Source organism: Kitasatospora sp. NPDC086791, assembly GCF_040685975.1.
In the GTDB taxonomy this organism is placed as follows: Bacteria; Actinomycetota; Actinomycetes; order Streptomycetales; family Streptomycetaceae; genus Kitasatospora.
This window is the reverse complement of the sequence record NZ_JBFBOC010000051.1, coordinates 17,029-38,375: the sequence shown is the minus strand read 5'-3', so window position 1 is coordinate 38,375 and position 21,347 is coordinate 17,029. Positions and strand designations below refer to the sequence as shown.

The 21,347-nt window shown below is 73.3% G+C and carries 26 protein-coding genes and 1 pseudogene; 13 read left to right on the top strand and 14 right to left on the bottom strand.

The genetic code is table 11. The annotated features are described in order from the left end of the window. Window positions 1-69 precede the first annotated feature (69 nt). Entirely contained in the window at window positions 70-666 is a 597-nt protein-coding gene (locus tag AB0Q99_RS33395) for a hypothetical protein (RefSeq protein ID WP_363577863.1), read from the top strand. Here AB0Q99_RS33395 and AB0Q99_RS33390 read toward each other — a convergent pair whose 3' ends face one another. Then, on the bottom strand, window positions 667-1,200 hold the full coding sequence (locus tag AB0Q99_RS33390; RefSeq protein WP_363577861.1) for an NUDIX domain-containing protein: 534 nt from the start codon (window positions 1,198-1,200) through the stop codon (window positions 667-669). Window positions 1,201-1,558: 358 nt separating this feature from the next. Continuing rightward, window positions 1,559-1,963, bottom strand: a complete 405-nt coding sequence (locus tag AB0Q99_RS33385; RefSeq protein ID WP_363577859.1) for a hypothetical protein — start codon at window positions 1,961-1,963, stop codon at window positions 1,559-1,561. A gap of 105 nt (window positions 1,964-2,068) precedes the next feature. On the opposite strand from AB0Q99_RS33385, the gene AB0Q99_RS33380 reads away from it, so the two are divergent. After that, a complete protein-coding gene (locus AB0Q99_RS33380; RefSeq protein WP_363577857.1) occupies window positions 2,069-2,320 on the top strand; it encodes a hypothetical protein in 252 nt (83 codons plus the stop codon). A gap of 66 nt (window positions 2,321-2,386) precedes the next feature. Here the strand turns inward: AB0Q99_RS33380 and AB0Q99_RS33375 are convergent, their stop codons facing one another. Further along, window positions 2,387-4,888 carry a helicase C-terminal domain-containing protein gene (locus AB0Q99_RS33375; RefSeq protein WP_363577855.1) on the bottom strand — a complete coding sequence of 834 codons (2,502 nt, stop codon included), beginning with the start codon at window positions 4,886-4,888 and terminating at the stop codon, window positions 2,387-2,389. 261 nt (window positions 4,889-5,149) lie between these two features. On the opposite strand from AB0Q99_RS33375, the gene AB0Q99_RS33370 reads away from it, so the two are divergent. Beyond that, the gene (locus AB0Q99_RS33370; RefSeq protein ID WP_363577853.1) at window positions 5,150-6,130 is read left to right on the top strand and encodes a hypothetical protein; all 981 of its coding nucleotides are present in this window, start codon (window positions 5,150-5,152) and stop codon (window positions 6,128-6,130) included. Window positions 6,131-6,212: 82 nt separating this feature from the next. Here AB0Q99_RS33370 and AB0Q99_RS33365 read toward each other — a convergent pair whose 3' ends face one another. Continuing rightward, a complete protein-coding gene (locus AB0Q99_RS33365) occupies window positions 6,213-6,848 on the bottom strand; it encodes an NAD(P)H-binding protein (protein WP_363577851.1) in 636 nt (211 codons plus the stop codon). Window positions 6,849-7,065: 217 nt separating this feature from the next. On the opposite strand from AB0Q99_RS33365, the gene AB0Q99_RS33360 reads away from it, so the two are divergent. Beyond that, a complete protein-coding gene (locus tag AB0Q99_RS33360; protein WP_363577849.1) occupies window positions 7,066-7,839 on the top strand; it encodes an SDR family NAD(P)-dependent oxidoreductase in 774 nt (257 codons plus the stop codon). Window positions 7,840-8,061: 222 nt separating this feature from the next. Continuing rightward, window positions 8,062-8,706: a helix-turn-helix domain-containing protein gene (locus AB0Q99_RS33355; protein WP_363577847.1), complete on the top strand. Its 645-nt coding sequence runs from the start codon at window positions 8,062-8,064 to the stop codon at window positions 8,704-8,706. A gap of 52 nt (window positions 8,707-8,758) precedes the next feature. On the opposite strand, the gene AB0Q99_RS33350 is transcribed toward AB0Q99_RS33355, so the two are convergent. Next, window positions 8,759-9,556 carry an alpha/beta fold hydrolase gene (locus tag AB0Q99_RS33350; protein ID WP_363577845.1) on the bottom strand — a complete coding sequence of 266 codons (798 nt, stop codon included), beginning with the start codon at window positions 9,554-9,556 and terminating at the stop codon, window positions 8,759-8,761. Window positions 9,557-9,713: 157 nt separating this feature from the next. Between AB0Q99_RS33350 and AB0Q99_RS33345 the strand changes: the two genes are divergently transcribed. Together AB0Q99_RS33345 and AB0Q99_RS33340 are read left to right on the top strand one after the other, a co-directional pair. Then, window positions 9,714-10,373 (top strand): TetR/AcrR family transcriptional regulator, encoded by a 660-nt coding sequence (locus AB0Q99_RS33345; protein ID WP_363577843.1) that lies wholly within the window; start codon window positions 9,714-9,716, stop codon window positions 10,371-10,373. A gap of 95 nt (window positions 10,374-10,468) precedes the next feature. Beyond that, window positions 10,469-11,521, top strand: a complete 1,053-nt coding sequence (locus AB0Q99_RS33340) for an acyl-CoA desaturase (RefSeq protein ID WP_363577841.1) — start codon at window positions 10,469-10,471, stop codon at window positions 11,519-11,521. Window positions 11,522-11,590: 69 nt separating this feature from the next. Here AB0Q99_RS33340 and AB0Q99_RS33335 read toward each other — a convergent pair whose 3' ends face one another. The 3 genes from AB0Q99_RS33335 to AB0Q99_RS33325 all read right to left on the bottom strand — a co-directional run bounded on the left by AB0Q99_RS33335 (window position 11,591) and on the right by AB0Q99_RS33325 (window position 13,566). Then, complete coding sequence (locus AB0Q99_RS33335; RefSeq protein WP_363577839.1) at window positions 11,591-12,763, bottom strand: methyltransferase domain-containing protein; 1,173 nt, start codon at window positions 12,761-12,763, stop codon at window positions 11,591-11,593. A 3-nt stretch (window positions 12,764-12,766) separates the two neighbouring features. Further along, window positions 12,767-12,925, bottom strand: a complete 159-nt coding sequence (locus AB0Q99_RS33330) for a hypothetical protein (RefSeq protein ID WP_363577838.1) — start codon at window positions 12,923-12,925, stop codon at window positions 12,767-12,769. A 128-nt stretch (window positions 12,926-13,053) separates the two neighbouring features. Further along, window positions 13,054-13,566, bottom strand: coding sequence for a DUF5753 domain-containing protein (locus AB0Q99_RS33325; RefSeq protein ID WP_363577836.1), 513 nt, complete (start codon window positions 13,564-13,566; stop codon window positions 13,054-13,056). Window positions 13,567-13,597: 31 nt separating this feature from the next. On the opposite strand from AB0Q99_RS33325, the pseudogene AB0Q99_RS33320 reads away from it, so the two are divergent. After that, window positions 13,598-13,771, top strand: a pseudogene (locus AB0Q99_RS33320) (DUF6879 family protein); the annotation flags it as partial. A gap of 57 nt (window positions 13,772-13,828) precedes the next feature. Here AB0Q99_RS33320 and AB0Q99_RS33315 read toward each other — a convergent pair. After that, window positions 13,829-14,020: a DUF397 domain-containing protein gene (locus AB0Q99_RS33315; protein ID WP_363577834.1), complete on the bottom strand. Its 192-nt coding sequence runs from the start codon at window positions 14,018-14,020 to the stop codon at window positions 13,829-13,831. Beyond that, window positions 14,013-14,876, bottom strand: a complete 864-nt coding sequence (locus AB0Q99_RS33310; RefSeq protein ID WP_363577832.1) for a helix-turn-helix transcriptional regulator — start codon at window positions 14,874-14,876, stop codon at window positions 14,013-14,015. Before AB0Q99_RS33310 ends, AB0Q99_RS33315 begins: the two co-directional genes overlap by 8 nt. A 234-nt stretch (window positions 14,877-15,110) precedes the next feature. On the opposite strand from AB0Q99_RS33310, the gene AB0Q99_RS33305 reads away from it, so the two are divergent. Together AB0Q99_RS33305 and AB0Q99_RS33300 are read left to right on the top strand one after the other, a co-directional pair. Then, a complete protein-coding gene (locus AB0Q99_RS33305; protein WP_363577830.1) occupies window positions 15,111-15,476 on the top strand; it encodes an ATP-binding protein in 366 nt (121 codons plus the stop codon). Next, window positions 15,476-15,730 carry a hypothetical protein gene (locus tag AB0Q99_RS33300; RefSeq protein ID WP_363577828.1) on the top strand — a complete coding sequence of 85 codons (255 nt, stop codon included), beginning with the start codon at window positions 15,476-15,478 and terminating at the stop codon, window positions 15,728-15,730. The genes AB0Q99_RS33305 and AB0Q99_RS33300 overlap by 1 nt, the downstream gene beginning before the upstream one ends. 182 nt (window positions 15,731-15,912) lie before the next feature. On the opposite strand, the gene AB0Q99_RS33295 is transcribed toward AB0Q99_RS33300, so the two are convergent. Continuing rightward, complete coding sequence (locus AB0Q99_RS33295) at window positions 15,913-16,281, bottom strand: nuclear transport factor 2 family protein (protein ID WP_363577826.1); 369 nt, start codon at window positions 16,279-16,281, stop codon at window positions 15,913-15,915. A 71-nt stretch (window positions 16,282-16,352) separates the two neighbouring features. On the opposite strand from AB0Q99_RS33295, the gene AB0Q99_RS33290 reads away from it, so the two are divergent. Further along, complete coding sequence (locus tag AB0Q99_RS33290; protein WP_363577824.1) at window positions 16,353-17,270, top strand: LysR family transcriptional regulator; 918 nt, start codon at window positions 16,353-16,355, stop codon at window positions 17,268-17,270. Here AB0Q99_RS33290 and AB0Q99_RS33285 read toward each other — a convergent pair. Next, window positions 17,267-17,854, bottom strand: coding sequence for a TIGR03086 family metal-binding protein (locus AB0Q99_RS33285; RefSeq protein ID WP_363577822.1), 588 nt, complete (start codon window positions 17,852-17,854; stop codon window positions 17,267-17,269). The genes AB0Q99_RS33290 and AB0Q99_RS33285 overlap by 4 nt on opposite strands. 64 nt (window positions 17,855-17,918) lie before the next feature. Here AB0Q99_RS33285 and AB0Q99_RS33280 point away from each other — a divergent pair, with 64 nt between their 5' ends. Then, window positions 17,919-18,716, top strand: a complete 798-nt coding sequence (locus AB0Q99_RS33280) for a DUF6597 domain-containing transcriptional factor (RefSeq protein WP_363577820.1) — start codon at window positions 17,919-17,921, stop codon at window positions 18,714-18,716. Window positions 18,717-18,799: 83 nt separating this feature from the next. Here AB0Q99_RS33280 and AB0Q99_RS33275 read toward each other — a convergent pair whose 3' ends face one another. Further along, the gene (locus AB0Q99_RS33275) at window positions 18,800-19,813 is read right to left on the bottom strand and encodes an iron-siderophore ABC transporter substrate-binding protein (protein ID WP_363577818.1); all 1,014 of its coding nucleotides are present in this window, start codon (window positions 19,811-19,813) and stop codon (window positions 18,800-18,802) included. Between the two features lie 173 nt (window positions 19,814-19,986). Here AB0Q99_RS33275 and AB0Q99_RS33270 point away from each other — a divergent pair, with 173 nt between their 5' ends. Continuing rightward, window positions 19,987-20,625, top strand: coding sequence for an HAD family hydrolase (locus AB0Q99_RS33270; protein WP_363577816.1), 639 nt, complete (start codon window positions 19,987-19,989; stop codon window positions 20,623-20,625). Window positions 20,626-20,679: 54 nt separating this feature from the next. On the opposite strand, the gene AB0Q99_RS33265 is transcribed toward AB0Q99_RS33270, so the two are convergent. Next, window positions 20,680-20,910, bottom strand: coding sequence for a hypothetical protein (locus tag AB0Q99_RS33265; protein ID WP_363577814.1), 231 nt, complete (start codon window positions 20,908-20,910; stop codon window positions 20,680-20,682). Between the last annotated feature and the right edge of the window lie 437 nt (window positions 20,911-21,347).

Sequence of the window (21,347 nt, the reverse complement as noted above, 5' to 3'; positions counted from 1 at the left end):
CCGAGTAGTCCTTCATCGCCATCGGCGGTCTTCTCGCTTCCTCCGGATCACACAAGATCCAGTATCAGCGTGTCCACCACACAGGGGGAGGCCCCGACCTACCAGGACAGGACACAGGACGCGATCACGCTCGCCCGAGCCGCGCAGGACAGCGCGCGCCTTGTCGGCGGTACGCCGAGGCTGCTGGCCATGCTGTCGATGCGCGAAGCCTTCGGCCACGCAAGCGCGCATGACAAGGAGTCGACCCACCGCGCGATCACTGAGGCGCAACAGCACTTCGAGCGCATCCGCGAGGGGGACGACGACCCCGCATGGGTCGAGTACTTCGACCACACCAAACTCACCGTGGACACCGGAATCGCCCTTGGTCAGCTGGGGGACGCGACCGCCGCCGAACCCCTCATCGCCGAAGCCTTACGGGTCGAACCGAGGACGAACCTCCGGGGTCGCGCGTTCCACAGCTTCTGGCTCGCACGGACCCAGCTCCAGCGGCGGCAGGTCGAGTCGGCGTGCGCCACCGCCACGGAAGCCCTCGATCTCGCGGCAGTGATCGAGTCCCCCAGAGTGGTTGCCCACCTCCACGAGTTCCGCCACCTCCTCAGGCCCTACCGTGCCAACGCCTCGGTAGCGACGTTGGCGGACCGGATCACCAGCGCGGCCGGCTGATCAACGGCCGGCCTCGTCCAGCAGCAGGTAGAGCACGCCCACGAGCGTGCCGCTGCTGACGATCTCGCGGCGGTCGATCATGCCGCGCAGTTCGGACAGGGGAATCCACTCGATCCGGTCGGACTCGTTGCGCTCGGTCGGCGGCCCCACGTACTCGACGGCATCGGCCCGGAAGACGAAGTGTTCGGAGTCGGTGATCCCGTTCGCCGGCTGGGCGTAGATCAGCGGCTTCACCTCGTCAACCTTCCAGCCGGTCTCCTCCAGAGCCTCGCGGGCCGCCGCCTCCGCCGGGGTCTCCTCCGGTTCGATCAGCCCCATCGGGAGTTCCCAGGCCCAGGTGTCCGTGATGAAGCGGTGCCGCCACATCATGAGTACCTGCTTCTCGCTGTTCACGATGGCGGCCACGGCCAGGTGCCGCAGCTTGACCACGTGGTACTCCCAGCGGCGCCCGTCAGGCTGCTCGACGTCGGTCAGCCAGAGGTTCACCCAGGGGTTCTCGTAGATCGGACGTTCCCCGTGGATCTTCCACTGCATGCTGCGGCCCCTCTCGACGGACCCTCAGCATCTCAGACGCAGAACCACGGACAGGTAGGTTCTGGCGAATTTGCGTCAAGGTGACGAAATGCCGGAACGAGCCAGGCGGAGCCGAGCCCGGAGCCAGCGGACCGTGGGCGAAGATGCTGAGCGCCGGGCCCCACATCTCCCTTCGGGTCTTCCTGCGTGGCTACTCAGCGTTCAGGATGCGTATCCCGCTTAATCACTTGGACGATGAGCGGTCCGTCGTTCACGCGGGGAAGCCCTCCACTGGCTGACAGGGTGGTTTGACGCAGACCCTCCAGTGTCGCGCATTCCGCCGCCGTGGACGGGCCGTGTGGACGGGCGGGCGCGGAGGCTACTTCCACTCGTAGAACGTGCCGGTGGACTTCCCGCTGGCGTCGGTGTCGAACTCGAAGACGCCGGCGATGCCGTTGAGGCGTTCGAAGACGGGGGAAGCGGTGGCGAAGAAGAGCGCGCCGCGGAAGCTGCTGCCGCCGTCCGCCGTCATGTGGCCGACGCCGTTGCCGTGCCAGGTGACGGTGTCGCCGTTGGCGGTCATGTCGATGCCCTGGCCCTCGCCGTAGAGCGTGCCGTCGGGCCGGGCTTCGGCCTTGTAGGTGCCGAAACCGCTGACCGCGGTGCCGAAGTAGTTTCCGGTGCCCCGGAACGAGACCTCGATGGTGACGTGGCCCTCTCCGGCGGAGAGGACGCGTCGGCCGGTCTCCTGGCTCAGTGAGTCGCCGATCTTGTCGCCGAGCATGGGTTTCCTCCTGTCGGGATCCCCCTGTTCCAGACTGCGCCGGGTGCGGGCGGCGGGCAACGGCTCCGCAGTGACCACCGTGCGTACCCGCTCGTTGAGCCGGTCATGAAGAAGTCGAAGCGCGTTCTCACCGCACTCGCCCTGATGGGCACGGCCGTCGCCGCCACCGCCGCCTCGGCGGGCTCCGCCCACGCCCTCGCGGGCATCGGCGAGGGGCCCGGCGGCCTGCTCGCGGCGCCCGGGTTCCTGATCGCCGACCAGGTCGGCGGCGGCTCGCTGCCGATCGGGCAGGGGGAGATCGGCAGCCTGGCGGACAAGGCGGTCAAGGAGAAGATGAAGGAGTCGCAGGGACACTGACGGCCCGTCGCTCCGCGGTCCCGTCGCTCTTCTCCTGCTGGTTGCTCGCCGCTCCCCTTCCGCCGGTTACTCGTCGAGTTCCGCGACGCCGGTGATGCGGTGGAGGGCGAAGGTGCGCAGTTCGTCGGCGTGGTGGTCGAAGGCGGTGACGAAGCCGCCCTCGACCTTGACCGGGTCGATGATCCGCTGGCTGGCGATGCCCTCGGCGTTGAGGTAGCCGATCCACATCCGCTCGCCGAGCAGGACGGCGGTCTGGAGGGCGGCCAGCGTCTCGGCGGCGGCGGTGCGGGGGAGCCGGCGCGGGTCGGCGGTGGGCTCGCGGCGGGTGGCGGTGGCGGCGCGGTCGCCGGCCCGGATGGCCTTGATGGCGGCGGCGAGCAGCACGTCGTCGGGGGTGGGCGGGCCGTCGGGGACGGGGACGGGCGCGCTGCGGGGCGGGGTGCGGTGGCTGTCCGGGCGGGTGATCAGCACGTCGCCCTCGGCGGATTCGGCGGCCGGCGCGTAGCCCATGGCGCGCAGCGTGGCGAGCAGGACGTCCGGGGAGGCCTGGGCGGCGAGCACGGTGGGGGCGAGCATCCGCAGCCGCAGCTCGGCGGAGCGGCGGTCGGCGAGCACCTCGTTCAGCAGCGACGGGTCGTCGCAGCGCAGGTAGGAGGAGGCGGCGCCGACCCGCAGGACGCCGTGCCGGCGGGCGACGTCGTCGATCAGGTACGTGAGCGGCTGGGGGACGGGCGTACGGCTGTGCTGCTCCAGGAAGGCGCGCAGGTCGGTGGCGGTGCGTCCGGCGTCGAGGGCGCGGCGGACGGACGCCGGGGTGAAGCGGTAGACGGTGGCGCCGCCCTTGGACTCGATGTCGGCGCACAGCGCGAGGGCGTGGGCGAGCGGCGTGAGCAGCGGGCCGGGGGCGATCGCGGTGAGGTCCGGCTGGAGGATCACGTGGTCCAGCGGCCGGGGGAGCAGCGGGGCGAGCACCGCGGCCGGGTCCGCCTCGGCGGTGAGCAGGGCGCGGGCGGGTGCGGCGAGGGCGCCGCGGCCGGTGACGCCGAGGAGTTCGGCCTCGGCGAGGGTCCAGGCGGTGAGGTCGTCGCGCAGGTCGCGGCCGTCCGGGCCGGTCGGGCCGCCGCGCAGGGGGCGCTGCCAGCGCAGGGTGGGGAGCAGGTCCTCGGCGGTGGCCGGGGTGCCGGGCGGGAGTTCGGCGAGCAGGGCGAGGGCGGCGCGGCGGACGGCCGGGGCGAGGGTGCGGTCGAGTTCGGGCCCGAGGGCGGCGCGCGGCTTGCCCCGGCCGTCCGGGGTGCCGGTGAGGGCGGGGACGCGGGTGGCGGCGAGCCAGGCGGTGGCGAGGACGGACCAGCGCTCGGCGGTCTCCAGCTGCAGCCAGGCGTCGTACCCGGGGGTGGGGGCCCAGCGTTCGTCCACCTCGCCGTCGGGGGCCAGCAGGCCCGCGGTGTAAGCGAGTTCGAGCCAGAAGGCGGCCTGCTGCTCGGTGCTCTCCAGGGCCTGGGCGGTGCGCTTGAGGTCGCGGACGCCGAGGCCGCCGGCGCGCAGGGTGAGCGGCGGGGTGAGGCCCCAGCCCTCCAGCAGCTCCTCGACGGTCTTGACGGCGGTGTGGGCCTGGCCGGCCGCGGCGCTGTCCACAGCCTGTGGATCGCGCGGGGCGGCGGCGGGCGCGGGCTCGGGCTGGACCGGTTCGACGGTCCGGTGGGTGCGGCCGCCGCGCAGGTGCAGGGCGAGTTCGCGGGGCAGCACCACGCTGCCGGGGCTGGTGGGCAGCAGCAGGCCGCGGGCGAGCAGCCACTCGACGGGGCTCTGCGCGTCCTCGGCGGTGACCGGGCGGGCGGCGTCCGGGACGGTGCCGGTGGGCGGCCCCCAGACCAGCCGGTCCAGCAGCCGCAGCGCGGGCTCGGGGGCGGTGTCCAGCAGGGCGGCGCAGCGGACCCGGTCGGTGAGCAGCGCGGTGAGCGCGGCGATCGCGGTGACCGGGTCCGGGGTGGGGGGCTGGCCGGCCGAGGCGAGCAGTTGCTGCAGCCGGGCCGGGGACATGCCGACGGTGGCCTCGGCGAAGGTCGGGCCGAGGCCGGTGCGGCCGGGGTTGGCGGCGGTCGGCGCGAGCGCCTCGCGGACGGCGAGGACCAGCCGCAGGCCGTTGTCCGGGCCCCAGAGCAGCGACCGGTCGCGCAGGGTGGCGATCGCGCGCGGCAGGGCGGTGGCGACGGCGGAGCGGTCCGCCGGGCTGAGCGGGGTCGCGCCGGGGTGCGGCTTGACCTTGGCCGGGCCGGTCAGCAGCGAGCGGACCGTGCTCGCGGAGGTGCCGTCGGGGGCGGTGGCCAGCGCCTCGGCGGCCTGCAGGGTGAAGCGGTCGAGCCGCTCCAGGGCGCGCAGCGCGGAGGCCCGGGAGGAGAGCCGGGCGGACAGCTGGGTCAGGTCGCCGGGGACGGGGTTCAGCAGGTCGGGGCGGGAACGGAGCAGGGCGGCGAGCGCGTCGTCGGGACGGGCGCGCAGTTCCTCGGCGAGGGTGCGCGGGCCGGTGGTGGACCTGCCCCGGCGTTGGGGGCCCTGCTGTGTGGTCATTCGACCTAGGTTAGTCGGGCGGGCGGACGGTGAGGTGTCCTCGTGTCGCCGGGGCCGGGGCCGGGGCCGGTGCGGGCTCGGCGGGGGCTGGGGCCGGGCCGGGGCCCGTGGTGGTCGCCGCTCCGGTCCGTTCCGGCCGCCGTTCCGCCGCGCCCGTCGGACTCGCGTGGGCGGGGGCGGGGTGGGTAGCGTCACGCCGAGGGCGGTTCGGTGGGCGGCCGCGCTCTCCATGGGTGAGCCGGGCGAGGCGGGGTGTCGGTGATGACGGACGGTGAGTGGTGGCGCAAGAGCGGGCCGTGGAGCGAGCGCTCGGCCGGGGGCGCGGAGGACCGGACCGCGCGGGGCGGTGCCGCGCACGGCGCTCCGGCGAGCGCTCAGGACGCCGCGGGCGCCCCGTCCGTGCCTCCGGCGCCGTCGGCACCGCCCGCCGCCTTCGCGGATCCTGACAGCGTGTACGACCCGCCGGCGCCGAGTGCGGCCGGGATCCCGTCCGTCCCGCTGAACCCGCCGGACGCGGTCGACGCCGAGCGGCGGGCGTCCGCGATCCCGCCGCCGACGGTGAGCAGCACCGGCCCGTGGACCATGACGGTGTTCGACTTCTCGGACGGGCCGGAGCCCGCGCCTAAGCCGGTTCCCGAGCAGCGGGCGGCGGGGGCGGAGGCGGTGGCCGGGGGCGAGGCGCAGCCGGTGCAGCCGGGCGCGGACCTGAAGGCGCCGGGGACGTCGAAGACGCTGTGGAAGGGCAAGGGGAAGGGCGGCAAGGGCAAGGGGAAGGCGGTGGCCGAGATCCCTGCCGCCGGTGCGGCCAAGGGGGCCGCCGGGGCGAAGGGTGCGGCGGGGAAGGCGGCTGCGGGGAAGGGTGCGGCGAAGGACGCGGGGGGCCGCAAGCCGTCGCCGCTGATCCTGCTCTCCAGCGCCCTGCTGGTCGGCGGCGCCGTCACCGGTGTCTTCCCGGTCATGCTGGCGGGCTGGGGCCTCGGCTACCTGTCCCGCCAACTCTCCGATCTGACGCGTAAGTTCGCGATTCTTGGGATTCCGCTGATCACGATGAGCGTGACCACCCTGCTTGCGATGCAGCACGCCAAGCAGGGCGGTGCCCAGGGTGGCGGACTGCAGTCGGGCTCCCCGCTGGGGCAGATCGGCTGGACCTCGGCCCCGAACGTGCTGCGGGTGTCCGCGGTGATCTCCGCCGTGGTCCTGCTGCTGGTCGGCATGCGCCGCCGTCCGCCGCAGCAGGGCTGAGGCGGGACGGCGGCCGGTAGGCGGCACACGGTAGGCACACGGCACACGGCACACGGCACGCAGCGGGCGGCGGGCGGTGGCCTCAGCCGTCGGCGAGGTGCACGAGGCGGCGGAAGGTGTCCGGGTCGCCGAGGTGGTCGGTGATCCAGCGGGCGATGGTGGCGCGGGTGGCCGTGCCGGCGCGGGGGAGCGGCCGGTCGTAGGAGACCAGGGGGTTCGCGGACGGCGGTCCGTCCTTGAGCATCGGCACCCGGACGACCGTCCAGTCGACGTCCGACGCGGCGAGCACCGCCTCCATCCGGGCCAGATCGTGGTGGGTCTCCCGGTACAGCCGCTCGACCACGAGCCTGCTCACCACCCGCTGCGCGAAGGGGAGCCGGCCGGTCTCCAGGCCGGCCGAGCTCATCGTCACCAGGTGCCGCGCGCCGCCGGCCCGGACGGCGGCCGTGAGCGCCCGGGCGCCGTCGGAGAAGACGGTGGTGGCCTGGCGGCCGGTGCTGCCGAGCGTGGCGACGACGACGTCCTGCCCGGTCAGCGGCCCCTGCAGGGTGTCCGGCCGGCGGACGTCGGCGAACTCGGTGCGCGGGGTGCCGTGCGCGAACTCCGGTAGCCGGGCGGGGGTGCGCGCGACGGCGGTGACGGTGTGGCCGGCGGCCAGCGCGAGGTCCACCACCAGGCGGCCGGTGCGTCCGGTGGCGCCCACGACTGCGATCCTCATCGGTTCCTCCTCGGGGCCCGGCACGCTCGTGCGGGCTCTTGTGATTCATTCAGACGGACTGTATGAATGAATCCAGTGAACCACAGCACACCGTGCGAGCAAGCCGGAGCGCAAGACCGAGAGCGGCACCGGCAACAGGACCGAGAGCAGACCGAGAGCAAGACCGAGAGCAAGATCGAGAGCAAGATCGAGAGCAGGACCGAAGGAGCGATGGGACATGGGAGTTCGACAGGCTCGGTACCCCGACCTGGCCGGCCGGGTCGTCGTGATCACCGGCGGCAGCCGGGGCATCGGCGCGGAGACCGCCCGCGCCTTCGCCCGGCAGGGCTCGGCCGTCGCCGTCCTCGGCCGGGACGCTGCGGCGCTGGCGCAGGTGGCCGAGGAACTGCGCGCGGACGGCGCCCGGGCGCTCGGGCTGGTCGCCGACTGCACCGACGCGGCGGCGCTCGGCTCCGCCGCCGACCGGATCGAGCGGGAGCTCGGCCCAGTCGATGTGCTGGCCGCCTTCGCGGGCGGCGACGGCTACCCCGTACCGACCGTCCGGGAGACCGAGGAGCACTGGCGGGCCGTCCTGGACGGCAACCTCAACGCCACCTTCCTCACCGTCCAGGCCTTCCTGCCCGGGCTGTTGGCCCGGCGCGGCGGTTCGGTCGTCACCATGGCCTCCACGGCGGGCCGGCTGCCCGGCGGTTCCTCCGCCGCGTACGCCGCGGCCAAGGCGGGCGTGCTGATGTTCACCCGCCACCTCGCGCTGGAGGTCGCCGGCCAGGGCGTCCGGGTCAACGCGGTCGCGCCCGGGGCCGTCCGCACCGAGCGGACCGCGGCCCAGATGCCGCCCGAGGTGCGGGCCGCGGTCGCCGCCGCGCACCCGCTGGGGCGCCTCGGCGAGCCGGAGGACCTGGCCGCGGCCACGCTGTTCCTGGCCTCCGAGGCGTCGTCCTGGATCACCGGGCAGACCCTGGACGTCAGCGGCGGCCGGGTCATCCTCTGAGCGCCGGGGCGGACCGGGCCGGGTGAACCGGCCTGCGTGCGTCGGCCTGCGTGAACCGACCTGCGTGAACCGGCCCGGGTGCGCCGGCCTGAACCTGCGCCGGCCCGGGTGCGCCGGCTCTCGTGGACCGGCCCGGGTGGGCCGATCGGCGATACTGCCAGTTCACGCGGAACGTGCCGGTTCGCGCGGACGGTGCACGCGGAGCGAGTGGAGGCGAGCGGGATGAGCCCCCGGTCCTACCGGATGGGACAGCGGCAGGCGGAGGTCGACGAGACCCGGGCCCGGATCGTCGCGGCCGCCCGGGCGCACCTGACGGAGACCGGCGGGGTCTCGCTGGACGCGGTCGCCCGGCGCGCGGACGTCGCCCGGGCCACCGTCTACTACCAGTTCGGCTCCAAGACCGGCCTGCTGGAGGCGGTCTGCGACGCCCTCGCCGCCCAGGGCGGCATGGCCCGGCTGGCCGAGGCGTTCACCCAGGCCGACCCGTGGGCGGCGGTGGACCGCTTCGTGGAGGTGATGGGCGGCTTCTGGGCGGTCGACCGGGTCTGCACCCGCCGCCTGCGCGCCCTCGCCGCCCTGGACGACGAGGTCGGCCGGGTCATCGCCGAGCGCGACGCCCGTCGCCGCGAGGGCGCGGCGGTCCTGTCCGGCCGCCTGCCCGCCGCCCCGCCGGACGCGGCGAGCCTGCTCTTCGTCCTGACGGCCTTCGAGACCTTCGACGCCCTGGCGGCGGAGGTGGCGGAGGTGGCGGAGGCGGCGGAGTCGGGAGGGGCAGGGGGCGGCACGGGGGATGACCTCGCGGCGGCCGTGCCCGTCGTCACCCGACTGGTCCGCGCCGCCCTCGGCGCGCCGGGGGAGCGGGCGTAGCGCCGGGGCCTGCGAATACCCCCGGCAGCTCGAACGCCCCACCCGTCGCACCTCAACCGCCTTGCCCGGCCGCCATGCTGAGGATGCCGGCGGTCACGGCCGCCGGGTCGTCGGTCGGGAGGGCGTGCCCGGTGTCCGGGACGAGGTCGACCCGGGCGGCCGGGACGAGCCGGTGCAGCCGGGCGGCGACCTCGTGGGCGTCGTGCAGGGCGCTGCGCTCGCCGAGGAGGAAGAGGGCGGGGGCGCTCAGTCGGCCGAGTTCCTCGTCGGTGAGGGTGGTGGCCAGGGGCAGTCGGCGGCGGAAGCCCGTCGAGGCGCGCAGCAGGGCCATCAGCTCGGTCTCCAGGATCGCGCTGTTGCCGACCAGCCGGGCGAGCCCGGGCCGGAGCGGGCGCGGGGCCATGGCGGCGAGGCCGCCGGCGATGAGCCAGGTGTAGAAGCGGCGTCCGGGGTCGGCCAGGCCCGCCGGGTCGACCAGGGTGAGGGCGGCGGTCCGCCCGGGGTGGTGGATCTGGTGGTTGAGGGCGATCCAGCCGCCGTAGGAGCAGCCGACCAGGTGGACGGCCGGCAGGTCGAGCGCGGTGAGCAGGTCCTCCAGCCAGGCGGCGGCGTCGCGGCCGTCCCGGACGGGGGTGGTCTGCACGCTGGCGCCGGGTTCGCCGACGGTGTCCACGGCGATGACGGGGTGCTGCCGGGCGAGGGCGCGGAGGTAACCGTGCCACATCAGGGCGTTGCCGCCCGAGCCGGGCAACAGGACGATCGGCTGCCCCTCCGCAGGGCCGGTGCGGTGGACGCGCGTGGTGCCGAAGCCGGTGGGGACGTCGAGCGACGTCCGCGCCTCCGGCCACAACCGGGTCAGCGCGCGCTCGTAGGCGGCGCGGAAACGGGCTTCGGCCTTGCCGTTCCTGAACTCGCTGATTCACATGGTACATGTGTATCACAGGCATGATACGGATGTACCAAAAGAAGCGGGTCCCGCCATCGGGCCCAGCCACGGAGGCCGGAACATGACCGCGAAGGTCGACCACGAGGAACGCCGACGGCAGATCGCCGAGGCCCTGCTGCGCATCGCCGACACCGAGGGCCTGCAGTCGGCCAGCATGCGGGCGGTCGCGACGGAGGCCGGTGTCTCGCTGCGGCTCGTGCAGTACTACTTCACGACCAAGGAGGGCCTGCTGCTGGACGCCCTGGCCAGGCTCGGCGCCCAGCTCCAGGCCCGCATGGAACGGTGGATCGGCGAGGCGCGCGCCCCGAGGGACGTGGTCACCGCGATCTTGTCCTGCATCCTGCCGACGGACGCGGAGAGCCGCCGGATCACCCGGACGTACGCCGCGTACTACACGCTCGTGCTCAACGACCCCGCCGTGCCGGCGAAGCAGGCCGCGCAGCCGCCGGTCGTGCTGGAGGGCTTCCTCGCCAAGCAACTCCGCGCGGCGCAGGAGACGGGGGAGATCGATGCGCGCCGGGACACCGGGGTGACGGCGGCCGGGCTGCTGGCGATGGTCAACGGTCTCGGATCGAGCGTCCTGGGCGGCCAGCGCAGCGGCGAGGAGGCGTTGGCGATCCTCGCGTACCACCTGGACGAGCTGTTCGGTCCGTCGCGGTCGCGGTCGCGGTCGCGGTCGCTGTCGCCGTCGCCGTCGCGGTCGTCGCCGTCCGCCGACTGAGGGGCCCGCCCCCGTCGTCGGGCGGGGGTTAACACCCGTACGGGACGGGTGCTTTCCCCGTTCTTCGGGGCGCGGCGCCGGACCAGACTCGGGGCATGCCCACACAGACCGTGACGACGACCGCCGCCCCCGCCCCGCAGGCGGAGCGCAGCGCCGGCAGCGACTTCGCCCGACTGAGCCGCCGGATGGCCGCCGAGGGCCTGCTCGACCGGCGCCCCGGTTACTACGCGGCCCGGATGGCCCTGGTGCTCGCCACGTTCCTCGGCGGCTGGTACGCCCTGTTCGCGCTGGGCGACAGCTGGTGGCAGCTCGGCCTGGCGGCGGCGATGTCCGTCGTCTTCGCCCAGGTGGCGCTGCTCTCGCACGACCTCGCGCACCGTCAGGTCTTCAGCCGGCGGCTGCCGAGCGAGATCGGCGGCCGGATCGCCGCCAACCTGCTGATGGGCATGAGCTACGGCTGGTGGATGAACAAGCACACCCGCCACCACGCCAACCCGAACCACGAGGAGCGGGACCCGGACGTCGCCCCCGAACTCCTGGTGTGGTCCAAGCGGCAGGCCCGGCGGGCGAGCGGGGTCGCCCGGTTCATCGGCCGCCGGCAGGCGTACCTGTTCCTGCCGCTGCTCCTGCTGGAGGGCCTCAACCTCAGCTTCAACAGCTTCCGCGCCCTGCGCAGTCCGACGATGAAGCGTCCGGTGCTGGAGGGCGTGCTGCTGGTGGTGCACTTCGTGGCGTACTTCGGCCTGGTGTTCGCGGCGCTGCCGACGGGGAAGGCGGTGGCCTTCCTGGCCGTGCACCAGGCGCTGTTGGGGGTGTACCTGGGCTGCGTCTTCGCGCCGAACCACAAGGGCATGCTGATGGTGACGCCGGAGATGAAGCTGGACTTCCTGCGCCGCCAGGTGCTCACCTCGCGCAACGTGCGGGGCGGCGTGGTCATCGACGCGCTGATGGGCGGCCTCAACTACCAGGTGGAGCACCACCTGTTCCCCAGCATGCCGACCCCCGCGCTCGGCCGGGCCGCCCGGATCACCCGGGAGTTCTGCGCCGAGGAGGGGATCCCGTACTACGAGACGGGCCTGTTCCGCTCGTACCGCGAGATCTTCGCCCACCTGCACCGGACGGGAGAGCCGATCCGCTCCGGCGAGTGAGGCAGGGGGTGGGATGAGGGGAGTGGGAAGTCGGCGGGGCCGACGTCCCACTCCGGCTGCCCGGAGCTCTCAACCCCGGGCGGGCACCGGGTCGTCCGGGGAGTCCAGCCACACCGTCTGGCCGTCGGGCGTGACGGTGAGGCCGAAGCGCTCGAAGCCCGGGCGGCCCCGGTCGTCCCACCAGTGCCAGGCGGATCGCACCTCGTTCCAGAGGCTGCGGGGGCCGGACTGGACGACGTCGTACGCGGTGCGGCCGGGCTCCCAGTCGACGGTGGCCCAGGACGTCACGGCCGTGTCGTGCAGCCAGAGGGTGTAGGTGCCGTCGGCGTAGCGCTCGATGAGCGGGAAGGCCCCGCGCACCTGCGCCCCGACGGCGAACATGGCCGCCCAGCCGCCGACCTCCTCGGGGGAGAGGGAGGTCGACGATTCGGTGCCGTCCGCCGGCCACCGTCCGGACAGGTACTCCAGGCTGCCGGGGCGGGCGGCGCGCTGTTGCCGGAGCCGCATGAACGCCGATGATCCGACGAACCGGCCGCTCGCGGTGCCGTCGTCGCCGAGGGTGAGTCGGACGACGGCCTCCCCGCCGTACTCGGGCCCCCACGGGGCGACGATCAGCCCGCCGGGGCGGCTCTGCTCGATCCAGGCGGGCGGGATGCGGCGAACAGAGCAGGTGGCGATCACCCGGTCGTACGGCGCGCGGGGCGAGTGGCCCACGGCCCCGTCGCCGACCACGAGCGTCGGCGAGTACCGGGCGCGCTTCAGCCGGAGCTGCGCCTCGGCGGTGTTGTCCTCGTCCACCTCGACCGTCACGACGTTGCCGGAACCGAGGCGGTGGGAGAGGAGCGCGGCGTTCCAGCCCGTGCCGGTACCGATCTCCAGCACCCGGTCGCCGGGCTCGACGTCCAGGGCGGCGAGCATCGAGAACACCATGGTCGGCATGGAGTTGGAGGACGTGGGAGTGATGCCACGGCCTTCCCCGTCGTGGTCGCCGTCGTCCCACTGGGTGGTGAGCGGGACGTCGGAGTAGACGGCGTGCCACCAGGCGGCCGGGTCGGCGTGCCTGTTCACGGCGTCGCCCTGGTGGACGCCGTCGCCTCGGCCGGGCCAGATGAGGGCCGGGACGAACCAGTGCCGGGGGACGGCGTCGAAGGCCGACAGCCAGTCCGAGGCGAGGGACCCGTTCGCGATGAGCGCGGAGGCCAGCCGGGCCCTGCCGGCCTCCGCTTCCTGCTGCTCGATCACGCGTCAGTCACCCGACGCCGGGCCGCTGCCGTCCGAGGTGTTGCCACCCTCGTCGCTGCCGCCGCCACCGTGCTTGTTGCCGCTGCTGCTGTCGTCCTGCTGGCCGCCGCCGTTGCCGGAGCCGGAGCCGCCGCCGTGCTTGCCGTTGTCGAACACGGGCATGTGATTCCCCTTTCAACGGCGGCGCGGAATACCGCCGTTGAGAAGTACGGTAGGGGGAGGGGAAGTGTCGATCGGCGGGCGATTCTCGAATATTCCGGACGTGGGTCGGCGGGGTTTGCGGGGATTCCTCAGGGCGCGCCGAGCGCCCTGCGACAGCGGGTGATCACCTTGTGGGCGTCCGCGCCGTAGACGGCGGCGCCGGCCAGGGTTTCCCAGACGCGCCGGTACAGTGCCACGTTCTCCGGTTGGTCGAGCCAGAGCTCGGCGTGCCAGTCCTCGACGATGACGAGCCGTTCGTCGTAGATCCAGAAGCCGTTGGCCGGAGGCAATGTGAGCGAAGCCTCGAACGGGACGATGCCGAGGGAGACGGTGTCCAGCCCGATCACACCGCTGAGCCGGTCGAGTTGTGCGGCCATCACGGTCGGTGGGCACATCAGGGCACGCAGAGCGGATTCCCACATGATGAAGTGGTAGTGCTTGCCCGGCCGGTACAGGAGTTCCTGCCGCTGGATACGGGCGCGCACGGCCTCGTCTATGTCGCGCGGAGACTGGTGGAGGTCGACGTACGCGTTGAAGACGTGCCGGGCGTAGTCGGCCGTCTGGAGCATGCCGACCACCAGGGAGTTCTCCCACGCGCGCATGACGGTCGAGCGTTCGGCCGGGCTGGCCGGGCTGTCGGACTTCTGGCTCTTCGACTCCCGCACGGTCGCGCGCTTCCACTTCGAAGGAGAGCGCACCGTAGGTATGGAGCTGGTCACCGAGCCGCTGGAAGTCCTTCGAGCCTGCCAGGCCCGTGATGCCGCCTGGCATCATGCAACGCCCTACGCGGAGTTCAGGGCTTGGTGAGCACAGGATTTTGTGTTGCGGCCCCTCGCGCCGATGTGCGCGAGGGGCCGATGCGGGTCAGGCGTGGTGGTCGAACTCGCCGGCCTTGGCGCTGTGGAGGAGGGCGGCGAGGGCTGCGGGGGTGGTGCGGATGGTGATGTGGCCCTCGTCGGACTCGCGGAGTTCGACCAGCCCGTCGACGGCGCGTACCTCAACGCATTCATTGCTTGCGGCACTGTAGCTGGACTTCTGCCAGTCTGAGCTAGGCATAAGTGGTTTTCACTTCTTTCATGATGGAACGGATGAAGTCGCGCGACTGTTCTTCGGACAGTGCAGTGGAGTCCAAACTGGAGAAGACGGTTCGGTGTTTGGCCAGATTCGCTGGTGAGTCGAAGAACAGGGCTCCCTGGGAGACGTCCATCTCGACGGTGTCCAGCTCAGGAACCGGCCCTTCGGCGTAGATCAGGTTCTCGCCGGCGCCCGGAAAGGTGTCAATTGCGAACGGCACCACCCGGACGGAGATCCCGGGCCGTTCGGAGTCATCGAGCAGTGCGGCGAGTTGATCAATGAGCACTACGGGTCCGCCGAACTGCATCCGCAGTGCGGCCTCGTGGATGAAGGCTCGAAGGGGAGTTTCCCCGGAGCGGACGACATTTTGGCGCCGGAGACGGAAGGTGGTGCGGGTTTCGATCTCTTGTGCGGGGAGTGGAGGGATCAGCCGAGCGAACACCGCTGATGCGTACTCCCTGGTTTGGAGCAGCCCAGGAATGTAGACGGTGTTGCAGAAGGTGATTCGCTCGGCGTGACCCTCAAGCTCTGCCACCTCAAGGAAGTCGATGGTCAGAGTCCCGCGATACTCCTCCCACCAGCCCTTCCCACGCTCCGAGGCCATGCTGGCCAGCGCATCGATCAGTGGCTGGTTGGCGCACATGCATACGGAAGCGATGGTCTTCAGTCGTTCGGGGCTGATCCCGCCCTTGCCGCTTTCCATTTGTGTGATCTGGGCCGGTTGAATGCCGAGTTCGCGTGCCAGCTGGCTGCCGCCGAGGCCGGCCTGCTCCCGCATCCTCCGCAGCTCGGTCCCCAACCGTCGCTGACGCAGGGTCGGGTTCGGTCGAAGGGCCATGGCGTCCTCTCTGGGGTGGTGAGATCAGTGTGCCCCACGTTGGAGGGAAGTTCTTCGGCGGAGGCTCAAATTTGAGACTGTGTGCGCTATGGTCGATGTCACATCGATCCGACGGATCGTCAGTAACGCCTGCTAGCAAGCACCGCAGAGCAGCCATGCCCATCTGCCTGGCCTGGCTCACGGCGACATGTGTTCCGCCGGTTCTTCCCTCACTCACGCCTCGGGAGAAGTCCCATGCGTCACCTCAACACGCCCTCGATCGCCATCGCCCGTCAGTCCCTCGGCGACACCATGACCCGCATCGGCTGGTCCCCCTCCACCATCTTCGACGCGCAGCTCGCGCTCGTCGAGCTCCTGGTCAACGCCTGGCGGCACGGCGCGACCCCCGCGCCGGTCGTCCAGATCATCTCCGTCGACGGCTCGCTCCGCGTCTCCATCACGGACGAGAGCCCGGTCGTCCCGAACCCGCAGGTGCCCGGCTGCTTCGCCGAGTCCGGCCGGGGCCTCCAACTGGTGGAAGGCCTCACCCACCGCTGGGGCGTGGACTCCCACGAGCGCGGCAAATCGGTCTGGTTCGAGCTGCTGGGGGACGCCGCCTGATGCCCCGCCGTCGTCACCCGATGCTGCCGACCGACCCCCGGATCCGGCACTACACCGACGACCACATCCGCACGCTCCTGACCGAAGTCCAGGAGCGCGGCCGCAAGTTCGGCCTGATCTGGCCCTCGGCCGGCACCGACAGGACCATCGACGGCCGCGTCCTCGTCCGCTTCGGCACCGCCCCCGCCTCGACTCTCCTCAACCTCCTCACCCTCCTCCTCGACGCCGAACGCGACACCCGGTGCGATTCCTGATCGGGGCGGCCTTCGCCGTCCTCCTCGCCCTCGCCTTCGCGACCGTCGCCCTGGGCGTCGTCACCGCTCTCCGCGCGGCCCCGCCCGACGAGGACGTGTAGGGGCAATGCAGAGGAGGGCCGTCACCGCCCCCGGCGATCACGGCCCTCCTGCTCTCCTGCCCCCTGCCCCCGCTCCCCTGCTCAGCTCTTCTGCTCGAAGCCGGCCAGCAGGCCGCGCGGGTCGAAGGTGACCCGGATCCGGGTGATCTTCCCGTCCTCCACGTGCATCCAGTTCACCGTCGGCGTCGGCTCCGCGATGCTGGTGCCCAGCTCGAACCAGGTGATCACCTCGTCGCCCTCGGCGACCCGCACCTTCACGTCGATCTTCTCCAGCACCCGCCCGAGCCCCCGCAGCCCCGCCAGCGCCTCCTCCACGCCCGAGGCCGTTCCCAGTGCCCCGACGAAGTCCACGTCGTCGGCCAGCAGTCCCCGGATCGTCTCGAACTCGCCCGCCTCCCAGGCGGAGAAGTAGGTCTCGGCAAGCTCGCGTGCGCTCTTCGTCGTCGTCATGCCTCCATCCTCCCGACCACCCAACCCATCCGTCCAACAGATGGATCCGATGCTAGCTATCATCATGAGTTATGGAGATGCACCAGCTGCGCTACTTCGCCGCCGTCGTCGACGAAGGCTCCTTCACCGCCGCAGCCGCGCGCCTGCACGTCAGCCAGTCCGGCATCAGCACCCAGGTGGCCAAGCTGGAACGGGAGCTGGGGCAGCAACTCCTCGACCGTTCCGGCCGCCGGGTCCGCCTCACCCCGGCCGGCGAGGCCGTCCTCCCGCTGGCGAAGAACGCCCTCGCCACGCTCGACGCCATCCGGTTCACCGCCGCCGAGTACGCCGACGCCGTGCGCGGACGGGTCCGGCTCGGCATGATCATGGGCTGCTCGATCCCGCCCTTCCTCGACGCCGTCGCCGACCTCGGCCGCACCCACCCCGGCATCGAACTCAGCCTGCACGAGGGCCATTCCGACCTGCTCCAGGCGCAGGTCCTCTCCGGCGCCCTCGACCTGGCCCTGATCGGCTACGCGGGCGAGCTCCCGGCAGGCCTGGACGCCCGCGTCGTCGTGGACGAGCGGATCGCCGCCGTCGTCCCGGCCGGGCACCCGCTCGACCGGCCCGGACTGACCCTCGCCGACCTGCGCGGCGAGAAGATCCTCTGCCTCTCCCCGGGCACCGGCATCCGCGCCGCCTACGAGCGCTCCTGCGCGCAGCTCGGCCTCGACCCGCGCGTGGACATCGACGCCAGCTCCCCGGCCACCGTGCTGCGCCTCGCCGAACGCGGCGCCGGCGTCGCGGTGCTCAGCCCCTCCTCCGTCGAGGGCCCCGGCCTGCGCACCGTCCCGATCGCCGACGCCGCCGTCCGGTCCCGCCTCGGCCTCGCCGGCCGCTCCGACCAGCAGTCCCCGGCCGTCCGCGTCCTGCGTGCCAAGCTCGGCGCCGCGCTGGGTGGCGGCGCGGCGCTGGGCGGCAACGGCGAAGCCGCGCCGGGCGGTTCCTAGCCCTTCCAGCGCGGGTCGCGCCCGGAGGCGGCGAGCGCGCGGTCCCACGCGGGGGCGTCGTCCGGCAGCGCCACCGGTTCGGCGAAGCCCTGGTACTGCCGGTAGAGCTCGGCGTTCTCGGCGACGATCTCGCCCACGAGCACGGCGAGTTCCCCGTCGACCTCGATCCGCCCGCCGGTGGCCCGGGCGACGTCCCAGCCGTGCAGGACCAGCTCCAGGATCAGCATCCGGGCGATCCCCACCGCCGGGACCGGCGAGCCACCGAGGTCGACGTCCCCCTCCCAGACCGTCGGATCGGCCCAGGCCGCGACGGCGCGCTCCAGCTGCGCCGCGTACGCGGAGCGCCACTCGGCGTCGGCCGTGAAGTCCCGCGAGCTCAGCTCCTCGGGCAGTTCGGTGCGCAGGGCCCGGTGCTCCAGGCCGTGCGAGGTGTAGAGCACCCAGTGGTTGATCAGCCCGCGGGTGTCGAAGTCCGGGCAGGGCGTCGGCGCGTCCAGCGGGTGGTCGGCCGGGACGGCGGCGGCGACGCCGGCCGCGGCGGTGGCGGCGCGGGTCAGGAAGGGGTGCATCGGGTGGGCGTTCATGGCTCCGATCCTGCGCCCGGCGGTGCCGCGCGGTCTTGAAGAAACGCGACGCTAGCCTGCCCTCATGGACTCTCCGGACTCTCCCGACCTCGGCCGCGGTGTGCTGCACCCGGCCCGGGCGGCCGAGCTGATCGGCGTGGCGCGGCTGGAGCCCGATCCCGAGGTGGCGCGGTTCGTCGAGTACTACTGGCGGGTGAGCTGGGACCTGCGCGGGCTGCCGGCGCACGAGCAGAAGGTGCTCGCCCACCCGAACGTCCACCTGGTCTTCGAGGCCCCGCGGGCGACCGTCTACGGGGTCGTCCGCTCGTTGTTCGTCCGCCGGCTGGAGAACGCCGGGCACGTGCTGGGCGTCCGCTTCCGGCCGGGTGCCTTCCGGCCCTTCGCGGGCCGTCCGGTGGGCGACCTGGCCGACCGCACCCTGCCCGCCGCCGAGTTCTTCGGGCCCGCGGCCGACCGGCTCAACCCGGTGCTGCTGGGCGACGCGGGAGACCCGGCCGCCCTCGCCGACGCCTTCCTGCGGCCCCGGTTGCCCGCGCCCGACCCGGTCGCCGACGAGGTCGCCGCGATGGTGGACCGGATCACCGGCAGGCCGGACCTCCGCCGGGTGGACGACCTGGCGGGGGAGTTCGGCGTCAGCGTCCGGCGTCTGCAGCGCCTGTTCGCCGAGTACGTCGGGGCCTCCCCGAAGTGGGTGCTGCGCCGCGCCCGGCTCCACGAGGCGGCCGAACGTGCGGTCGGCGCAGGCGCGTTGGACCTGGCCGCGCTCGCCGCCGAACTGGGCTACGCCGACCAGGCCCACCTCACCCGCGACTTCACCGCGGCCGTCGGCGAGCCCCCGGCCCGCTACGCGGCTGCGGGCTGAGCGGCTTCGGCCGCAGCGCCGCCTTGCCGGGCGTCTTGCCGGGTGCCGTGCCGTGCCCTGCCGGGCGCCCTGCCGGGCGCTTGTCAGACGCCGAGGAAGCGCTGCAGCTCGTCCAGCAGGTAGTTGGCCCCGGTGTAGCCGCTCCCCTGGAACCACAGCTGGTCGTCCACCGGGAACGCCCGGTGCGCCCGGACCGCCCCAAGCGCCTGCCAACCCGGGCTCGCCAGGGCGGCGTTGAGGCCCGCCCGCTCCGGATCGCCGTACGTCGCGTACAGCAGCAGGTCGCCGTCCGCCTTCCCGATCTGGTCGAGCGGGACCTCGACGTCGGACTGGTCGACGTTCTGCGCGTCCGGCCTCCCCACCTGGGCGTCGGCGAGCACCGTCCCGGGGAAGCTCTGCCGACCGTACAGCCGGATCCCGCCGCCCTCCACGAACCGCACCAGGCTCACCTTGCGCCCGGACAGCCTCGCCGCCGACAGCGCCTGCGCGACCTGCCCGGCGTGCTTCTGGTACGCGCCGGCGAAGGCCGCCGCGGCCGCCTCCCGGCTCAAGGCCTGGGCGTGCAGCTGGAAGCCGGCCTTCCAGGGCGCGCCGGTGGTCTGGGTGAGCACCGTCGGGGCGAGTTCGCGCAGCTGGTCGTACCGGTCGCCGTCGCGTGCCTGGTTGGAGAGGATCAGGTCCGGCCGCAGCGCCCGTACGGTCGGCAGGTCGGGCGAGCCGGCCGGGCCGACCAGCCGGATCCCGGCGGTCCTGGTGGCCGGCCAGTAGTCGGGGTAGCGGGTGTCGCGGGCCGGGAGCGCGGCGCCGACCGGGGTGATGCCGAGGGTCAGCGCGGAGTCGAGCGCGTCGGTGTCGAGCACGACCACCCGCATCGGCCTGCCCGGCACCAGCACCGGCCCGGTGGCGGTGTCGACGGTCACCGGCGGCACCGGCGGGGCGGTCGGCGAGGCGGTGGCCGACGACGTGGCGGCCCGCGAGGTGCCGGTGTCCAGGCCGTCGGCGGTCGCCGGGGCCGGGGGGCGGGTGCCGCCCGTGCACGCCGCGAGCGTGGCCCCGCCGAGGCCGGCGAGGAGGGTACGGCGGGCGATCCGGTGCATCGGCGGTCCTCAGGAGGCGAGGCGGGGTCGGGGCGCCGTCGATTATGTCCGAAATGGGGGTTTGAGCGCCGTCAAGCGTGTCGCCGCGCGCCCACCGCCACCTGCCGCTGCCGCCGCCACCGCGGCCGTCGGCGCCCTCGTGGTCCGTGCGGACGGTTGGATAGCCTGGCGGCATGCCCGCGACCTCACAGGCCCCGCTCACCGTCGGTTTCGACCTCGACATGACGCTGCTGGACACCCGGCCTGGTATCCGGGACACCTACCTGGCGCTCTCCGCCGAGACCGGCACGCCCATCGACGCCGACCTGGTGGTCACCCGGCTCGGCCCGCCGCTGCTGGACGAGATCCGCAACTGGTTCCCGGAGCAGGAGGTGCAGCGGGCCGTGACGCGCTACCGCGAGCTGTACCGCGAGCACGCCTTCGCCCCGACCGTGGCCCTCCCCGGCGCGCACGCCGCCGTCGCGGCGGTCCGCGCCCACGGCGGCCGGGTCGCCGTGATCACCGGCAAGTACGAGCCGAACGCCCGGCTCCACCTGGAGCACGCCGGGATGGCGGCCGACACGGTGATCGGCGACCTGTGGGCGGAGACCAAGGGCGAGGCGCTGCGCGAGCACGGCGCGAGCATCTACGTCGGCGACCACCTCGGCGACATCCGGGGCGCCCGGCACGCGGACGCCCTCGCGGTCGCGGTGGCCACCGGCCCGTACGGGGCGGAGGAGCTGCGCGAGGCCGGGGCGGACGTGGTGCTGGCGGACCTCACCGGCTTCCCGGACTGGCTCGCCCGCCACCTGGCCGACCGGGCCGACGGCTAGGCCGGCGCCGACGGCTGTACCGGGGCTGACGGCCGTGCCCGGCGCCGACGGACCCTAGGCCCCGACCCGGCGGCGCTGCTCGCGCGCGTTCAGGAACAGCCCGATCAGCGCGGCCAGGAAGCCCGCCGGCATCAGCATGCTCAGCCAGTACGCGGCCGTCGGCAGCGGCGTCAGGTGCAGGAACATCGGGACGAAGGTGGCCAGCGTGGCGATCGCCCCGAGCCCGAAGACGATCACTCCGGCCTTGACGTACACGTCGCCGGGATCGGCGCTCTGGCTGCTCACGTCTGCTCACTCCTCGGGACGGGACCGGACCGCCCCCAGTCTGGCAGAGCGGTCGCCGGGGCCGCCCACCGGAGCGGCTCCGTCACGTTGCGCAGTTTCCCGGCAGCTCAACGTTTTGATCCCTGCTGGGCGGGGGTATGCAGGGGGTGCCGAGGGGCGCCGCAGGGGCGTCCCGTGTCCTCAGACCCGGGGGTGTGAGCCGATGGACAGCGCAGGGGCGCGACCCGGCCGTGCCAGTACCGGGTTGCCCGTGGCGGCGAGATCCCCGTACCCCGTGCCCCCCGGCGGGCCTCGGAACGCGGATCCCTCGCGGAACGCGGACGAGGCAGTCACGGACCGTTAGTCTGCTCCTGACAGCGTGCTGACCATGAGCGCCCGCGGGTGCCGAGCCGAGGTCGGCCGCAGCTTTCCCACCACCCAGTGATCCACCACCCAGT

Coding starts and splice junctions, on each gene's coding strand:
- AB0Q99_RS33375 (WP_363577855.1), bottom strand. CDS start 4,888: ATGACCACACAGCAGGGCCCCCAACGCCGGGGCAGGTCCACCACCGGC.
- AB0Q99_RS33380 (WP_363577857.1), top strand. CDS start 2,069: ATGAAGAAGTCGAAGCGCGTTCTCACCGCACTCGCCCTGATGGGCACG.
- AB0Q99_RS33325 (WP_363577836.1), bottom strand. CDS start 13,566: ATGCGCGCGTGGGAGAACTCCCTGGTGGTCGGCATGCTCCAGACGGCC.
- AB0Q99_RS33285 (WP_363577822.1), bottom strand. CDS start 17,854: ATGAACGCCCACCCGATGCACCCCTTCCTGACCCGCGCCGCCACCGCC.
- AB0Q99_RS33310 (WP_363577832.1), bottom strand. CDS start 14,876: ATGGCCCTTCGACCGAACCCGACCCTGCGTCAGCGACGGTTGGGGACC.
- AB0Q99_RS33390 (WP_363577861.1), bottom strand. CDS start 1,200: ATGCAGTGGAAGATCCACGGGGAACGTCCGATCTACGAGAACCCCTGG.
- AB0Q99_RS33305 (WP_363577830.1), top strand. CDS start 15,111: ATGCGTCACCTCAACACGCCCTCGATCGCCATCGCCCGTCAGTCCCTC.
- AB0Q99_RS33275 (WP_363577818.1), bottom strand. CDS start 19,813: ATGCACCGGATCGCCCGCCGTACCCTCCTCGCCGGCCTCGGCGGGGCC.
- AB0Q99_RS33355 (WP_363577847.1), top strand. CDS start 8,062: ATGAGCCCCCGGTCCTACCGGATGGGACAGCGGCAGGCGGAGGTCGAC.
- AB0Q99_RS33300 (WP_363577828.1), top strand. CDS start 15,476: ATGCCCCGCCGTCGTCACCCGATGCTGCCGACCGACCCCCGGATCCGG.
- AB0Q99_RS33315 (WP_363577834.1), bottom strand. CDS start 14,020: ATGCCTAGCTCAGACTGGCAGAAGTCCAGCTACAGTGCCGCAAGCAAT.
- AB0Q99_RS33345 (WP_363577843.1), top strand. CDS start 9,714: ATGACCGCGAAGGTCGACCACGAGGAACGCCGACGGCAGATCGCCGAG.
- AB0Q99_RS33365 (WP_363577851.1), bottom strand. CDS start 6,848: ATGAGGATCGCAGTCGTGGGCGCCACCGGACGCACCGGCCGCCTGGTG.
- AB0Q99_RS33295 (WP_363577826.1), bottom strand. CDS start 16,281: ATGACGACGACGAAGAGCGCACGCGAGCTTGCCGAGACCTACTTCTCC.
- AB0Q99_RS33270 (WP_363577816.1), top strand. CDS start 19,987: ATGCCCGCGACCTCACAGGCCCCGCTCACCGTCGGTTTCGACCTCGAC.
- AB0Q99_RS33385 (WP_363577859.1), bottom strand. CDS start 1,963: ATGCTCGGCGACAAGATCGGCGACTCACTGAGCCAGGAGACCGGCCGA.
- AB0Q99_RS33280 (WP_363577820.1), top strand. CDS start 17,919: ATGGACTCTCCGGACTCTCCCGACCTCGGCCGCGGTGTGCTGCACCCG.
- AB0Q99_RS33360 (WP_363577849.1), top strand. CDS start 7,066: ATGGGAGTTCGACAGGCTCGGTACCCCGACCTGGCCGGCCGGGTCGTC.
- AB0Q99_RS33340 (WP_363577841.1), top strand. CDS start 10,469: ATGCCCACACAGACCGTGACGACGACCGCCGCCCCCGCCCCGCAGGCG.
- AB0Q99_RS33370 (WP_363577853.1), top strand. CDS start 5,150: ATGACGGACGGTGAGTGGTGGCGCAAGAGCGGGCCGTGGAGCGAGCGC.
- AB0Q99_RS33290 (WP_363577824.1), top strand. CDS start 16,353: ATGGAGATGCACCAGCTGCGCTACTTCGCCGCCGTCGTCGACGAAGGC.
- AB0Q99_RS33330 (WP_363577838.1), bottom strand. CDS start 12,925: ATGCCCGTGTTCGACAACGGCAAGCACGGCGGCGGCTCCGGCTCCGGC.